Source organism: Halodesulfovibrio sp. (assembly GCF_025210605.1).
Taxonomy (GTDB): domain Bacteria; phylum Desulfobacterota; class Desulfovibrionia; order Desulfovibrionales; family Desulfovibrionaceae; genus Halodesulfovibrio.
The window spans coordinates 106,671-121,478 of the sequence record NZ_JAOARI010000031.1; the positions used below are offsets into that span (position 1 = coordinate 106,671).

Genomic DNA, 14,808 nt, shown 5'->3' on the forward strand with positions numbered 1-14,808 from the left:
GGGAATTATTGCAAATTAAATTACTGGATAACCAGTTCGGTAAAATACACACGCACAACTTTAGAGCTGCCAATGATCTGGTTAAGGCGCGTTACCAGTTCATTTTTCAGCAGAAGCTTGCTTTCAAGTGATGCAAGGTCTGCATAGGATTTGCTGGAGAGCAGCAGAATAACAGCATCGCGTACTTTTGCTCCAGCATTTTCCAGAACCTGTGCCGCATCTGGACTTGCAACCTCTACATCAAGAGTAAGCTTGATGTAACGACGTCCGAGCGGGTCAGAGAGGTTTACAAGGAAAGTAGGCAGCGTGATTATCTGAGAATCTGATGAATCAGCAGGTTCCAGCTGAACATCCTGTTGCTCAGGTGTTTCGGCAGAATCCTGAAAATACGTTGTGTAAGCATAGTATCCGCCGCCTCCCAATAGGAGAAGGATCAAAAGCATGATGATCCATTTCATCTTGCCGTTTTTTTTCTTAGACTCACTTCCTTCTTCAATCACGATACAGCTCCTTTGCAGTTTCTTGCAGCAGTCTCTTATATGTAGCGTCCAAGACGCTGGGTTGTTTTAATTAAAATTTCTACTCGTCTATTTTGCGCTCGTCCGTATTCTGTCGCATTCGATTCAATGGGTTTGTCAGAACCGTAGCCGCTTACTGAAAAGCGTTCCGGTTCAATCCCTTGAGCCAAAAAGAATTCAAGTACGGACATGGCGCGTTTTCCAGACAGCGGATAGTTGGCGGCGGTGTTGGTGCCGGTGTTATCTGCATGACCGGAAATATTTGTATCTGCTGATGTATATTGCAGCATCAGCATTATCTGCGAGAGCAATTTTTTTGCAGAAGGTGTAAGTGTGTAGCTGCCCGGTTCAAACACAAGGTTATTTGTGAGTACAATGGCAACACCTTCCGGCTTTTGCAGGATGCGTAAGTTACGATCCAGCGTGCTCATATCAATATCCGGCGGAAGAATATCTTCTGGAAACAACAAGTCTTTAATTCTGTCTCGTTGTTCAAATGCCGACTTCGGGTCAGATATGAGGTCTAAAACTAATTTAATTCTTTGTGGAACGCGTCCGGAGCCATGATAACTGATAGCGCCAAATCCACGTTCAAACGGGTTAAATTCTGTAAGCATTGTTTTGTCCATAGAGGACATACTCAGAATCAACACAAAAAATGTGAGCAGCAGAGTTACAAGGTCAGAGAACGTAACCAGCCACGCGGGGATTCCTTCTGGTTCTTCTTGCTTTTTTTCACGAGCCATCAGTTACACTCCACTTAGCGAGGAACCGTCTTCACCGGAGAGCTGAGCGCCGCCTTCGCGAACCTTTAGATTAAATTTGAAATCTTTGAAATCAAATTGTTGTTTCTTAGCAGGTGCTTCGTGCGTAAGCTTTTCCAGTTTTTTAATCCACTGCATGTTACGTTTATCAAGCACAATGTCTACGCGCCTGTTTTTCTTTCTACCTTTAGGCGTGTTATCACTCCAACGTGGATGATAGTTAGCAAAAGCTTCCACCATCATGTTGTCTGAAGGAATACCGCGTCGTTTCAGGTAGCTGTATATGCTCATAACGCGCATGAACGAAATATTCCACGTAGGTGAAAGTTCTTTATCGCGCGAGAATGATACTTCGTAGTCTACTCCGGCTTCATCTCGCAGTGCGGATGTGTGTCCGGCAAGAAGCAGCGGGTGTTTGATGCGCATAAGCCACGGCATAATGCGGTTAAGCAATACCATGCCTCTTCTGCTTAACTGTGTGGTTCCCGGTTCAAAGAGAACATCTTCGCTGATAGAGAAAATTTGAACATATTGGTTTTCCTGAAAGTTCAAATCTTCCTGTTCATCTTCCCACAGCAAATCTTTGAGCGGTGACAAATCGTTTGTTTTGAGATCCATAGGACCGGGGTCAACGATTTGTTGCGTGTTCTCTTTAGAAGCAGGGTTAAGGTTTCCCTGCCCTTCACCGAAAGCACCTGTGACGGATGTCAGCACAATAAGCTTACGTCGTTCGTCTGTAACAGCCATACTTACAAGCAACACAAAGAATGTAAGCATGAGTGTCATCATATCTGAGAAGGTGATTAGCCAGGAAGCGCCGCCACCTTCTTCTTGTTTCTTTTTACGCTTAGCCATTACGTACTCCCGTTACCTGAAACGTTTGGGGAGCCGCTACGCAGCTTCTTCACGATCGCCGATAGGCTGGAAGCAGGATAATTTTTCTTGAATAATTCGAGGGTTTTCACCACGAGAGATGGAAAGAACCCCTTCAAGCTGCATTTCTTTAATACGGATTTCTGCATTACTACGGGACTTAAGCTTGCCAGCCATCGGGATGAACACAAGGTTAGCAAGGCAGGCACCGTAGAATGTGGTGATAAGCGCAACCGCCATAGCAGGGCCAATGGAACTTGGGTCGTTCATTGTTTGCAGCATCTGTACAAGACCGATAACAGTACCGATCATACCCAGTGCAGGTGCATATTCACCGAAAGATTTGAGAATATCCTGCCCATCGCTGTGTCGGGCTTCGGTGTTGGCAATTTCAGATTCAAGAATTTCTTGAATTGCCTGCGGTTCAAGACCGTCAACAGTCAGTTGCAGACCTTTTTTTAAGTACGGGTCGTCAATACTGTTGATAACCGGTTCAAGTGAAAGAATACCTTCTCTACGTGCGCGGTCAGCGTAGTCTTTGAACTGATCGATAGTTTCCTGCTGAGAAAGCTCGGTAGCAAAGAGTGTCTTTTTAAAAACACTCATTACGGAAACAACGCGCTTTAGCGGATAGTTAACGAGCGTTGCGCCAATGGTGCCGCCAAGAACGATAAGTAATGACGGTATGGAAATAAAGATGAGAAGACTGCCACCCATCATGATAGCAGAGAGAACCAGACCAAAGGAGATTACTATCCCGAGAACCGTTGCCAAATCCATAGAATGCTCTTTTTTCGCGTGTTAGTAAGGACGCGGGCCGAAAATTTCTGTTCCTATACGTACAAATGTGGCGCCTTCTTCAATTGCCTGCACGTAATCCTGTGTCATACCCATAGACAGGTGTTCCATTGGGATGCCGATGTGTGTTGACAGGGAATCACGCAGTATGCGTAAATTACTGAAGAAAGGACGTGCCTTTTCTGCAACACTAGATGCCGGTGGCATACCCATTAATCCGCAAATACGCAGTTGTGGAAACGCCATAATCTGTTCAGCAAGTTCAAAAAGTCCGTCTTTGTCTACACCAGACTTTTGCGCTTCTTCGCCGATATTTACCTGAAGCAGAATATCCTGAACTTTTCGTTCACCGTCCAAACTTGAAACGGGAAGCATCTCCATGCGTTTTTGCAGTTTTTGTGCCAAGACTAAACGATCAACAGAATGGATAAGGGTAAACTTCCCTGCAATGTCTTTAGCTTTCTTAGACTGCACATGCCCGATGAAATGCCAGTTGATATTGCATTGCGCCAGTTCTTCCTGCTTTGCAACAGCTTCCTGAACGTAGTTCTCTCCAAAGTCTAATTGTCCGTGATTGTTGAGTATTTTTATTGCTTCGGCAGGGTGGCGTTTAGAAACGGCAATTAACGTAACATCTTCAGGGTTGCGCCCTGCGTTACGTGCGGCTTGCGCCACTTTTTCCACCACAGCATCGTAACGGGCAATAATTGCAGCGCTGTCAATATGACATTCGTTCATAGTTCGTAATCCATTTTTCCGGCGGTTATTACCCAGCGCCGGTGCAAGAAAGTAACGGGGTTTTGACACCCTAATAAAAAAGGCGGCAAAAGCCGCCTATGATCGCTGATGTGGTGCAGCTAGGAAGAAGAAAGACCAAGTACGCGCATAAAGCTGAGGTCTTCAGTCCAGCCTTCACGTACTTTTACCCAAAGCTCAAGGTGAACTTTTTGGCGAAGCATTTCCTGAAGCTCTTTACGTGCTTCTGTGCCCACTTTTTTAAGATTCTGTCCCTGTTTACCAATCACCATTGATTTATGACTCTTGCGGGAAACATAGATGACGGCGTTTACAAAGACGCGTTCACCGGTATCATCCCATTTTTCAATTTCAACAGCGCAGTTGTACGGAAGTTCCTGACGCAGTTCCATGAAGAGCTTTTCACGCACAACTTCAGAAGCCATAAAGCGTACAGGCACGGTTGAAAGCTGATCTTCTGGGTAGAGCTTTTCGGAAACAGGGAGATGCTTCTTAATGTACTCAAGCATAGGCTCAAGACCATCTCTACGCATTGCAGAAACAGGGAACACTTCCGCATTAGGCCAGAGTGCGCTCAGCTTTTCGAGAAGCGGAAGCATTTTTGCTTTATCGCGGAACTTGTCGACTTTGTTGACAGCAACTACCACAGCACGTTTTTCGTTAAGAATTGCTTCTTTTAACGGTTCGATATCTTTATCGAATGCACCGGGACGGTCAACGTACAGGGAACCGTCCAGAACAACCATAACTACATCTGCACCGCTTAATGTGTGCCATGCAGTTTGCAGCAAAATTTTGTTCATTTTACCGCGAAGCTGGTGAATACCCGGGGTATCCATGAAGATAACCTGAGAGTCTGGACTGGACAGGATACCGCTGACCTGATTTCGGGTAGTTTGTGGCTTAGGGGTAACAATAGCTACTTTCTGCCCTAAGTATGCGTTAAGCATAGTTGATTTACCCGCGTTAGGTGGTCCCATCATTGCGACCCAACCGCAGCGGTGTTCTGTGTTACTCATATATATTTTTCTCCATCAATTTTCTGACAAATTAGTTTGCTTAGATGTGCAATAGGACTTCATATAAAGTCAAGAAGTCATCGGTAAATATACCCATGTTGAGGCGATACAGCAAATGGAAGATTATGGAATAGTCTACGAAGAATGCGAAGTTGCTGGGAATAAGCAAGGATGCAGAATCTAGCTAGTTTTCTGCATCCCTGCGCGAGGAGACTCTCAGCCATTGCTGGCAGGAGCGTCTAGACATCGCGGCTTGGGCGCCAAAATGTCTGATGCTCACAACAAGTGGTAAACCACAAGCGGAAGACGTTGTGTGCATTTTGTAACTGTAGCGTTTATTGTGTGCGGCATCAAATAGTAAACGCTTCCTTTTATAACAAATATCACTATTGTTCTTTGGTAAATGGTGATTACTAGCCTTAACGGTCACGTTTTGTGAGTAATTGCTGACACTATTGGGAATTGTACATGCAGTTTAGCAACCGCAGATTTTTTCTGTGACAGTTTTACAGCTATGGTCGTCCGGCATAAATCGTGTTCCATTAATGGCTGTTACAGGTCGCATGCCGATTAGTGAATTCAAAACATAGGCGTAGCGGAAGTCACCTACAGAGTAAGATCGGACTGAGCAGTCATAGACAGGAAGTATTGTGCGTGCTGCTTCAAGGGCGATGGAAGGCAGGCGGGATTTGCCGCCGGGCACACAAAACCGTTCACCATCACCGAACAAAAGCGCGGCTGTTGTTGTTTCGGTAACTAAATTATCGCGCGCAAGGAGTACTGCGTCGTCATAGCCTTTTTGAATGGCAGAGCGGCGTTGCAACCAGTTGTACATATAGTTCATAGTCTTGTGCCCAAGCAGAGGATGTTGCGCGCCGTCAGTTACCGTGCATAACTTGTACATTTTCTCTAGTTGCGGGGTGTATGGAGCAGCTGTGATAACAGGGTCTACTGTCTCGTGCTCGTCAATCAGTGCGAATATATTGACACGGGCGGTTTGACCGGCAAGTTTTTTGCGGTCAATGACTTCCATCACGATTTCAGCATAGTCTAATTGCGGAACAATGAAACCGAGTTTCTCCAGCGAGCTTTCCAGCCTGTCCAGGTGCTGGTTGAAGTAGCATAAGCTTTTGCCGTTAAATAGAATTGTCTCAAAAACTCCAGCCCCAAAACGAAAAGACGGAGCTGCAATATGTTGCATTACTCCGTCTTCATCATGATATTTACCTGATCTGTAGTAGGTCATGTCGATAGCACCTTTCGAAACTTTTCGGCTTTTGCGATAGTTTCGTCGAATTCTAGCTCCGGCACAGAGTCGATTACCAGCCCGCTTCCTGCGAAATACCGGAACAATTGTATACCACTATGGTCATGTGTAAACCATCCGGTGCGAATTGCAATACTTGAGTTCATGGTGGTTTTATTTTTGATATGAATAAAACTACCGCAGTATAAGTCGCGGCTATGTGGTTCTAATTGTTCAATTATTTTCATTGTCCTCAACTTTGGGCAGCCTGTAATTGAACCACCGGGGAAAGCATCAAATAATAAGTCGAGACATGTGGATTCCTTTTTCAAGGTTCCTTTCACAATTGAATACATTTGCAGCATGTTATCGACAGTAAATATGTCTTTATGCCGTTCTACAGAAACAGAGCCGTAGTCACAGTGTGCGGAGATATCGTTTCGAATAAGATCAACAATCATGGAAAGTTCAGCACTTTCTTTGGGAGACTCGCGCAGATCTGTGAGAAGTTGTTCGGAAAAGGTATCGAAGGCAACAGTACCTTTGATTGGCTCAGAGGTGATTGTTCCTTCTTCTACCCGTAAAAAGCATTCTGGTGATGTTGAAATAATTTTGACATCTTCTGATGTGAACCACGTATAGTACGCAGCGGGATAGTTTTGCCAGAGGTGCAGAAACAACCCGACAGCATCGCACTGTGGAGACGTTTGCGTTGAATTTGTAGCTGTTGTGGTACTGAAGCTTTCTGGAACCTTCATGGAAAAGGACGAGGAAAGGCAGAGTTGGTACGTGTCGCCACTGCGGATGTGTTCAAGTACCTTCTGTACGCCATCAATGTATTCATCACGATTCATAGAGGGCGTTGGCGTCGAAAATTCGCTGCATTCCGGTAAAAGTTCTGTCAGGCGCGGCGGGGTGGTACAAAAATCTTTCAGACGGTGTAACGTACGAGTGTTAGCACTTTCAAGGGCAGAGCATTCAAGCAGCCCTGTCGAAATATCTACTGTGATGAGAATAGAATACTGGCGCAAATGCCCAAGAGGGAGGTCGTTTTTCTTATCTGAGTGAATGCCGCGTTCTTTTAATCCGTAGGTGTACGAAAGGTAGCCGAATGACTCGCTCCCCGTGTCAAAGCAGAAGGATTTGATCTCTTCCCGCGTAGTTTGCGGCTGCACAATGAGTTCTGCGACAGGGTCTATGCCGATAATGCATTTATTTGCAGAACGGCGAAGCGGAGTATCGTCATCTGTAACACCGGATAAAAACATGTCGGCATCATAGATAGTCGCAAATCCGTTGAACAGTGCGGCGAGTTTTGATCGCTGTACTCTGCCTGCTTCAAGAAAGACCGAAAAAGCGCATTGCATGGTGTATGTACCACTCACCCTGATCCGTTAGAAACGATTCAGGATGGAACTGAAGCCCCATTATAGGGCGGGTTTTGTGTTCGATAATCATGGGGATGTCACTCCCTGCCAAGGTTGCTGTAACCTGTAATCCGTCGCCAATGGATGAAAGGTAGAGAGAGTGGTAGCGAGCGACTGTTCGTAATGTTCCGTCGTCAAGTTCAAGCGAGTCTGTTTTACCGTGGACACAATTGGGAAGTCTGTCCGTGGTTCCACCAAAAAAGCGGTTGATAATCTGCATTCCCATGCAGATGCCTAGTACGGGTTTGCCGCTTTTAAAAACATAGTCGTATGCACTGTATTCGTCTGGATGCCCCGGTCCCGGTGAAATAACGATTAAATCGTAGTTTGCGAACGGATAGCCCTGTAATGCTGCTCCATCCTCGCCGTAGGAAATAATGTCCGGCTTAGAGGACGTAGCCGCCACAAGAAGATGTTCCAGATTGCGGGTAAAACTATCGTTGTTATCAATCAATACAATGTGCACAGCTCGTTCCTGTTACAGTTCCGGATCAATCCAGATGACAGAAGCCTGCCTTCCGGTGACTCTGTCACGACGGTACGAATAAAAATCGTCTTCAAGCGTTTTGGTGCAAAGGTCAAGGCTGAAAATTTGCTTTTCTGGGATTCCTGCAAGCTGGAGCTGGTGCTTTGTCAACTGCCATAAATCCATCATCTTGGTATCCTTGTTGAACCAGCGCACCCATTCTACGCCCCATTCATTTTCGAAATTGATAAATTGTGCTTCTGCTGGGCCTAGGCTAGGGCCGCGCACTGCAAAAACATCTGAAGGGGAAATACTGTACTTTGTGCAGAATGCTTCTACGCCTGAAACAGGAAATGCAATACGGTTGCCACGCCAGCCTACATGCAGCCCCGCAATGTATTTGCCGCTTTTGTGTGCCAACAATACGGGTTGGCAATCTGCCGTCTTAATTATCAGTGCCTTATTCGGCTTGCTGGTGGCGCTCCCGTCTGCTTCCAATACGGCAGCTTCTCCAGAGGGCGTTTCAGGTGGATCAAATTCGACGATATCCCCATGCACTTGTTTCAGTTCACACCATGAGCGAATCCCAAGTTCTTTTTGCAGACGCAAACGATTGTAGACAACGTGTTTGGGGTTATCTCCGACATCCATGGATATGTTGCTAGCCATGTATGCGCCTGTGCTTTCGCCGCCCAGACGATTCTGAAAAAAACAGCGGACATGTGGAATGCCCGGAAACGAAAAATTGATGCCGCCTACAGCCATTGCAAAGCCTCCTCAGTGCACAGTGCATGCATAGTCTTATCCCAAGGGTCAGTTGTTAGCGCTGGGACTATCTGAAAAGAATAAGCCAATCCAACAAAGGTTGCATGATTAAAAGCTGCCCTGCTCAGCATTCTATCATAGTATCCGCCGCCGAAGCCAAGTCTGTTTCCTGTGGCATCGAATGCTACGCCGGGAACAATAACAAGGGAAGGCGAAAATTCAGGGTCATCATAATCGACCACAGTACAGTGAGCGCGGGGTTCAAGTATGCCATATGTTCCCTTTTCCAGCTCGTGCTCGCCCTTGCAATGCACAAGGGACATTTGCCCGTTAGTGTCGTCGCAGCGGGGGAGAAGAAGCTTTCTGCCGGAAGCCCATATGTCATTCAGGAGTAAATCTGTTCGTAACTCGTTGCGTATTGGCGAATAAATGATGACTTGCTGTGACTGTTTCCAGATGTTGTCAGCCATAAGGTTTTGTTGCGCCAGAATGGATGCCTCCTGAACAAAAATTGCATCAAGATTTTGTCGTTCGGTAAGGAGCTTTTTGCGTAATTCTGCTTTTGTCACAATTTCTCCTGAATAAAGCTGGGTAGAATGGCATGAGATGTGAGTATATGTTCAATCTTGCGTAGCATGTGTAGTATGCATGCTCAACACTTTTACTGCACTGACTGAAGAAAAACAGGCATCAACGGTTGCAAATGATTGCTTTTGAGTCAACTATGTGGGGCGGGAAAAAATTTCATAAACTCTTGCAGGTTACGGAGTGTATAATGAGTGATTTTTGGATTTGTATTGGTGATATTCATGATGAAGTTGCACGCCTTACCGATATTCCGGAACTTGCGCAGGCAAGCGGTGTTATTATTAGTGGTGACTTAACCATGGCGAAAGGCGCGCCAGCTGCGCGTCGTGTTATTGACGCAGTAGCGGCGATTAACCCTGTTATCTATGCTCAGATCGGCAATATGGACAAACCGGAAGTAACGGAGTTCTTGCAGGAGCTGGGCTGTAATATTCATAGGACAGTTGCAGAGTTAACGCCTTCTGTAGGTGTCATGGGCGTTGGCACTTCTGGTATTACGCCATTTAATACGCCTTCTGAAACACCGGATGAAACACTCGGTGCATGGCTGGATGAGACCTACGCGCAGGCATCGCAGTATGATGCGACAGTTGTTGTCGTACATGATCCGCCGTTCGGAACAAAGTGTGATGACTTGGGGAACGGCGTACATGTAGGCAGTAAGGCAGTGCGTGCGTTTATTGAGAAAGAACAGCCACCGTTAGTGTTATGTGGACATATTCACGAGGCGCGATCCGCTGATACCATTGGTGCAACTACTGTAATCAATACAGGAATGCTCTCTGCTGGTGGGTATGCAAAGATTACTATTGAAGGCGCTGCCGTGCAGGCGGAGCTGTGTATACTGGAATAGCGGTCTGACGGTACGTTGTTCTGCTTTTTTATATAGTCCATTTCATGGCAAATTATACATAAGATAAGTATGTTATGTAATAAACTAAAGTGCACCTGCTTTTTGTATTAGTTTTTTTTAGAAAAAAAATATTGACAGTTGTGCTCAGGACGTATAGTTATGTCCACCTCGAGAGGGAATTGCTTTCAGAGCAAGAACCGCATCGTAAACAAGCTATGACGCGGGGTGGAGCAGCTCGGTAGCTCGTCGGGCTCATAACCCGAAGGCCGTAGGTTCAAATCCTGCCCCCGCTACCAATATTTAACCCCCCTGCATTGCAGGGGGGTTATTGTGTTATGTACTCCCGGCGTTAAATAAAGGAGATCGCAGATGGCAAAAGAAGAAGCCATTCAAGTAAACGGTGAAGTTATGGAAGCGTTGCCTAACGCAATGTTCCTCGTTCGCCTCGAAAACGGTCATGAATGTCTCGCACACATCTCCGGTAAAATGCGTAAATTCCGTATTCGCGTACTTCCAGGAGATACAGTTACTGTAGAACTTTCACCTTATGATCTTACTCGTGGTCGCATTACTTTCCGTCCACGTTAGGTTCGATATATAAGGCGTTCGTTTGTTCAAGCGTAACGAATAAAGCCCGCTCTGAAATTTTTCAGAGCGGGCTTTGTTATTGTGTATTGTGTGCTGGAATTATGATGGAATGTGCGTTGCACGACCTTCCTGAACAGCATGACAAGCACAGATTGTACCATTATCAAGTGTCATTGCGTGTGGCACTTCATTAACACAGCGTTGGTTTGCAAGGCGACAACGACCATGGAAAACACAACCGGTAGGCAGGCTGATCGGGGTCGGTACATCACCGGTAAGTTTGATGTGTGAAAAGCCTTTTTTGCCCATGCGAGGAATCGCGGACAACAATGCTTTTGTGTATGGATGCTGCGGGTTGGAAAATAACTCTTTGGCATCTGCAAGTTCACACAATGAACCTAAGTACATAACTGCTACTCTGTTGGAGATATGCTCAACAACAGATAAGTCGTGACTGATGAAGAGGTATGTCAGGTTCCGGTCACGCTGTAAGTCCATCATCAGGTTAAGCACCTGAGCCTGAATGGATACGTCAAGCGCAGAGATTGGCTCGTCAGCAACGATGAATTCTGGCTCAAGAACAAGTGCTCGGGCAATGGAGATTCGCTGGCGCTGACCGCCGGAGAATTCGTGCGGGTAGCGTTCGCCCCAAACAGGGTTGATGCCTACCTGCTCCATTACGTCTGCAACACGCTGTTTAACATCAGCGTCGCTGTATTCCGGAAAATGGAAACGTACAGGTTCTTCAAGAATCTGAGAAACTTTCATACGCGGGTTTAATGACGCGTACGGGTCCTGAAAGATCATCTGTGCTGCTGTGCGGAACTCCTTACGCTCTGCACCGGACTTGTTGTCCACACGCTCGCCACGGTAATAAACCTGTCCGCCTGTCGGTTCGTATAAACCGATGACGGTACGTGCGAGTGTGGACTTACCACAGCCTGACTCACCTACTACAGAAAGGGTTTCGCCTTTCTGAATTTCAAAGCTCACATCGTTTACAGCATGAACAACTGTTTTTTTGCGTGTAAGCTTGCCTCCTTCGAACCCAAGCTGGTCAAGAAAGCCGCCGGAAATATCGAAGTGTTTTACCAGATTTTTAATTTTAAGAAGAGGTGTATTACTCATCGCCTACTCCACAACATGACAGGCAGCGAACACGCCGGATTTTTTACGTTCGAGCTCCGGCACCACTTCAAAACAGATGTCTTTACAGTAGTCGCAACGGTTGTTGAATGCGCAGCCTTTAGGAATATTAGTAAGGCTAGGCATAGAGCCGCGAATCTGGTTAAGACGATCACCTTCGGCGCCGTCCGGTAATGCTGCAATAAGTCCCTGTGTGTATGGGTGGGTAGGAGTTGCACAGACAGTGTCTGTTGAACCCATCTCAACAATACGACCAGCGTACATAACAGCAATTTTTTCTGTAACCTGAGAAACAACACCAAGATCGTGTGTGATAAGGATAAGCCCCATGTTGTCCTTCTCGCACAGCTCGAGAAGCAGATCCATGATCTCAGCCTGAATGGTTACATCAAGTGCCGTTGTAGGCTCATCAGCAATGATGAGTGCAGGGTCTGTCAGCAAAGCAATAGCAATAACAATACGCTGACGCATACCACCGGAAAATTCATGCGGGTACTGTTTGAGGCGTTTTTCCGGTGAAGGAATGTACACCTTGCGCAGTTTTTCCAGAGCGATTTTCTCAGCTTCTTTTTTAGACACTTTGCTGTGCGCAAGCACAGTCTCAATCATCTGTTGACCAATGGTCAAAACAGGGTTGAGCGTCATCATTGGGTCCTGAAAGATCATGGAAATGCGATTGCCGCGAATAGTACGCAGCTGCTTGTTATCAAGCTTCGCTAAATCCTGACCCTCGAACATTACAGAACCACTGGCGATAAAGCCCGGTTTTGAAATCTGGTTGATGACAGAGAAGCCGGTAACAGATTTGCCTGCGCCGGATTCGCCTACAAGACCGAGGCGTTCGCCTTTATCTACAGAAAACGAAACATTATTTACAGCCGTAAGCGCAATGTCGCGCATACGGAACTGAACTACTATGTCTTTTACATCTAAAAGGTGTTCCATTGTTCCTTAGTCCTTATACAGTTTTGGATTCAGGAAGTCCCTGAGCCAGTCACCGAGCAAGTTGATGGATAATACCAGCAGTACGAGAACGAGTCCCGGGAACAGGGTGATCCACCAGCTGCCACTCATAAAGTAGGCAAAGCCGGATTTAATAAGAGAACCGAGTGAAGGCTGGTTAACAGGCATACCAAGCCCGAGGAAAGAAAGTGCAGCTTCACTCATTACAGCGTTAGCAACCTGAACTGTAGAAATAACCAGAACAGGAGTCAGGGTGTTAGGAAGAATATGACGGAACATAATACGCATTGGGCGAAGTCCGATAACGCGTGCTGCTTCAACGTATTCTTTCTTTTTCTCTGCAAGTACGGAGGCGCGTACAGTACGTGCGTACTGTGGCCATTCAGAGAACCCGATAACAAAAATAAGGAATGGAACAGCAACATCTGCATAGCGTGAAACACCCAGTGCTGCCTGCAAAATTGCACCAAAGAAGATTGCAACCATGTATGATGAGAAGGAAAGCTGCACATCAGCAACACGCATCAGGAAGGTGTCTACTCGACCGCCCTTGTAACCTGCTGTTAAGCCGATGATGATTCCCAGAAAAGACTGCAATGCAACCGCACCAAGACCAATGAGGAGTGAAATGCGGGTTCCGTATAAAATTGTAGACCAGATGTCGCGTCCCTGTGCATCTGTACCTAACCAGAAGGAATCAAGTCCTTCCGGTGTCCACATAGGCGGTGTTTCAGCATCCATCAAATCGATAGTTGCACCGTCGTACGGGTTTTGTGTTGCAAGCACTGGCGCAAGAATCGCCATTAAAAGCAGAATAACTAAAATAATGAAACTGCCGACCGCAACAGGGTCACGGCGGAAGCTATACCAAAAGTAGGTATCTTTAAATTTTTGCCACATGGATTACTTCCTCCCCGAAACACGAACCATTGGGTTAACCAGTCCGTAAATAATATCCACAACGGTGTTCACGATTACAAAAAGAACACCAACGAAAACAAGGTATGCAACGAGCAAAGCGGTGTCGGAGCGTTCTACAGCTTCAATGAACATGAAGCCCATACCCTGCCACTGGAATACTGTTTCAGTGAGGATTGTGTACGCAATCATAATACCAAGCTGTACGCCACCCACTGTAATAACAGGAAGAAGGGTGTTTTTAAATGCATGCACCATCAGAACGCGGGTCGGGTTAAGACCTTTTGCGTGGGCAAATTTAACGTACTCTGTTTGCAACACTTCAACCATTTCCGCTCTGATAAGGCGGATAAAAAGTGGGAGCATAATGGAAGAAAGCGCAATAGTAGGAAGGATAAGGTGTTTAAGAGCCTTCCAGCTTAAAAAGTTACTTTCCCATCCCGGGAACAGGGCTTCCGTTGGGCCTCGACCATAGGAAGGAAGCCAGTGCAGCTCTACCGCAAAGACGTAGATGAGTAAGAGTGCGGTAAGGAAAACAGGAATAGAAACACCAACGATACTGGCTCCCATAAATAAACGGGCAAGCCACGAACGTGGTTTAACAGCTGCATAAATACCGATAGGCACGGAAAGAACAATAATGACGATGGCACTTGCTATAACAAGTTCCAGAGTCGCAGGAGCCTTTTTTAAAATTACCTCAGTAGCTGGTTTGCGGTAAAAGAAGGAACGACCAAGATCGCCGTGCGCAGCTTTTTTTACAAATCGTACCCACTGAACCACAACTGGGTCATTGAGACCCAGCTGGTCGCGAATTGCTTCACGCTCAGCAGCGGAAACGTTAATTCCGACCATCTCACGAACTGGATCACCGAACGAATATTTAATACCGAACCCGATGATGGATATGACAAACATGACGATTAACGCCTGCGTCACTCTTCGAACAATAAAAGCAAACATATGGGGTGTTAGGGGTTAAAGGTGAATTAATTCCCAGTATCTTAAAACCGAAGAGAACCGGCACAAAGGTCGGTTCAATGGTTCCGCGCTGTGAGCGGAGAACTGAGCAGACAGGCAGTTGCCTGTTTGTCTCCATCATTAAAGGGGGCGGCAAAAG

The 14,808-nt window shown here is 46.2% G+C and carries 17 protein-coding genes and 1 tRNA gene; 3 read left to right on the plus strand and 15 right to left on the minus strand.

Translation table 11 applies throughout. The annotated features are described in order from the left end of the window. Window positions 1–20: 20 nt before the first annotated feature. The 11 genes from N4A56_RS11960 to N4A56_RS12010 all read right to left on the minus strand — a co-directional run bounded on the left by N4A56_RS11960 (window position 21) and on the right by N4A56_RS12010 (window position 9,201). Window positions 21–500: a flagellar basal body-associated FliL family protein gene (locus tag N4A56_RS11960; protein WP_293671035.1), complete on the minus strand. Its 480-nt coding sequence runs from the start codon at window positions 498–500 to the stop codon at window positions 21–23. A 35-nt stretch (window positions 501–535) separates the two neighbouring features. Beyond that, entirely contained in the window at window positions 536–1,264 is a 729-nt protein-coding gene (locus N4A56_RS11965) for a flagellar motor protein MotB (protein ID WP_293671034.1), read from the minus strand. Between the two features lie 3 nt (window positions 1,265–1,267). Next, the gene (locus tag N4A56_RS11970; RefSeq protein WP_293671033.1) at window positions 1,268–2,137 is read right to left on the minus strand and encodes a flagellar motor protein MotB; all 870 of its coding nucleotides are present in this window, start codon (window positions 2,135–2,137) and stop codon (window positions 1,268–1,270) included. Between the two features lie 36 nt (window positions 2,138–2,173). Continuing rightward, the gene (locus N4A56_RS11975; RefSeq protein ID WP_293671032.1) at window positions 2,174–2,935 is read right to left on the minus strand and encodes a flagellar motor protein; all 762 of its coding nucleotides are present in this window, start codon (window positions 2,933–2,935) and stop codon (window positions 2,174–2,176) included. Window positions 2,936–2,956: 21 nt separating this feature from the next. Continuing rightward, window positions 2,957–3,691 carry a YggS family pyridoxal phosphate-dependent enzyme gene (locus N4A56_RS11980; RefSeq protein WP_295547589.1) on the minus strand — a complete coding sequence of 245 codons (735 nt, stop codon included), beginning with the start codon at window positions 3,689–3,691 and terminating at the stop codon, window positions 2,957–2,959. Window positions 3,692–3,810: 119 nt separating this feature from the next. Further along, window positions 3,811–4,728 (minus strand): GTPase Era, encoded by a 918-nt coding sequence (era, locus tag N4A56_RS11985; protein WP_293671030.1) that lies wholly within the window; start codon window positions 4,726–4,728, stop codon window positions 3,811–3,813. A gap of 475 nt (window positions 4,729–5,203) precedes the next feature. Further along, a complete protein-coding gene (locus N4A56_RS11990) occupies window positions 5,204–5,974 on the minus strand; it encodes an aminotransferase class IV (protein WP_293671029.1) in 771 nt (256 codons plus the stop codon). After that, window positions 5,971–7,341 (minus strand): chorismate-binding protein, encoded by a 1,371-nt coding sequence (locus N4A56_RS11995; protein ID WP_295547591.1) that lies wholly within the window; start codon window positions 7,339–7,341, stop codon window positions 5,971–5,973. Before N4A56_RS11995 ends, N4A56_RS11990 begins: the two co-directional genes overlap by 4 nt. After that, window positions 7,313–7,867: an aminodeoxychorismate/anthranilate synthase component II gene (locus tag N4A56_RS12000; protein ID WP_293671027.1), complete on the minus strand. Its 555-nt coding sequence runs from the start codon at window positions 7,865–7,867 to the stop codon at window positions 7,313–7,315. The genes N4A56_RS11995 and N4A56_RS12000 overlap by 29 nt, the downstream gene beginning before the upstream one ends. A gap of 12 nt (window positions 7,868–7,879) precedes the next feature. Continuing rightward, window positions 7,880–8,632, minus strand: a complete 753-nt coding sequence (locus N4A56_RS12005) for a polyphenol oxidase family protein (RefSeq protein ID WP_293671026.1) — start codon at window positions 8,630–8,632, stop codon at window positions 7,880–7,882. Beyond that, on the minus strand, window positions 8,623–9,201 hold the full coding sequence (locus N4A56_RS12010) for a 5-formyltetrahydrofolate cyclo-ligase (RefSeq protein ID WP_295547594.1): 579 nt from the start codon (window positions 9,199–9,201) through the stop codon (window positions 8,623–8,625). The genes N4A56_RS12005 and N4A56_RS12010 overlap by 10 nt, the downstream gene beginning before the upstream one ends. Window positions 9,202–9,407: 206 nt before the next feature. Between N4A56_RS12010 and N4A56_RS12015 the strand changes: the two genes are divergently transcribed. The 3 genes from N4A56_RS12015 to infA all read left to right on the plus strand — a co-directional run bounded on the left by N4A56_RS12015 (window position 9,408) and on the right by infA (window position 10,661). Beyond that, complete coding sequence (locus N4A56_RS12015; protein WP_295547597.1) at window positions 9,408–10,073, plus strand: metallophosphoesterase; 666 nt, start codon at window positions 9,408–9,410, stop codon at window positions 10,071–10,073. Between the two features lie 219 nt (window positions 10,074–10,292). Next, window positions 10,293–10,369, plus strand: a tRNA-Met gene (locus N4A56_RS12020). A gap of 73 nt (window positions 10,370–10,442) precedes the next feature. Continuing rightward, complete coding sequence (infA, locus tag N4A56_RS12025; RefSeq protein ID WP_020001012.1) at window positions 10,443–10,661, plus strand: translation initiation factor IF-1; 219 nt, start codon at window positions 10,443–10,445, stop codon at window positions 10,659–10,661. 99 nt (window positions 10,662–10,760) lie between these two features. On the opposite strand, the gene N4A56_RS12030 is transcribed toward infA, so the two are convergent. The 4 genes from N4A56_RS12030 to N4A56_RS12045 are packed head-to-tail and all read right to left on the minus strand — an operon-like array spanning window position 10,761 to window position 14,651. Continuing rightward, entirely contained in the window at window positions 10,761–11,789 is a 1,029-nt protein-coding gene (locus N4A56_RS12030) for a dipeptide ABC transporter ATP-binding protein (RefSeq protein ID WP_293671023.1), read from the minus strand. 3 nt (window positions 11,790–11,792) lie between these two features. After that, a complete protein-coding gene (locus N4A56_RS12035) occupies window positions 11,793–12,752 on the minus strand; it encodes an ABC transporter ATP-binding protein (RefSeq protein WP_293671021.1) in 960 nt (319 codons plus the stop codon). A gap of 6 nt (window positions 12,753–12,758) precedes the next feature. Continuing rightward, a complete protein-coding gene (locus N4A56_RS12040; protein WP_295547599.1) occupies window positions 12,759–13,670 on the minus strand; it encodes an ABC transporter permease in 912 nt (303 codons plus the stop codon). 3 nt (window positions 13,671–13,673) lie between these two features. Then, complete coding sequence (locus N4A56_RS12045) at window positions 13,674–14,651, minus strand: ABC transporter permease (protein WP_295547601.1); 978 nt, start codon at window positions 14,649–14,651, stop codon at window positions 13,674–13,676. Window positions 14,652–14,808: the final 157 nt, after the last annotated feature.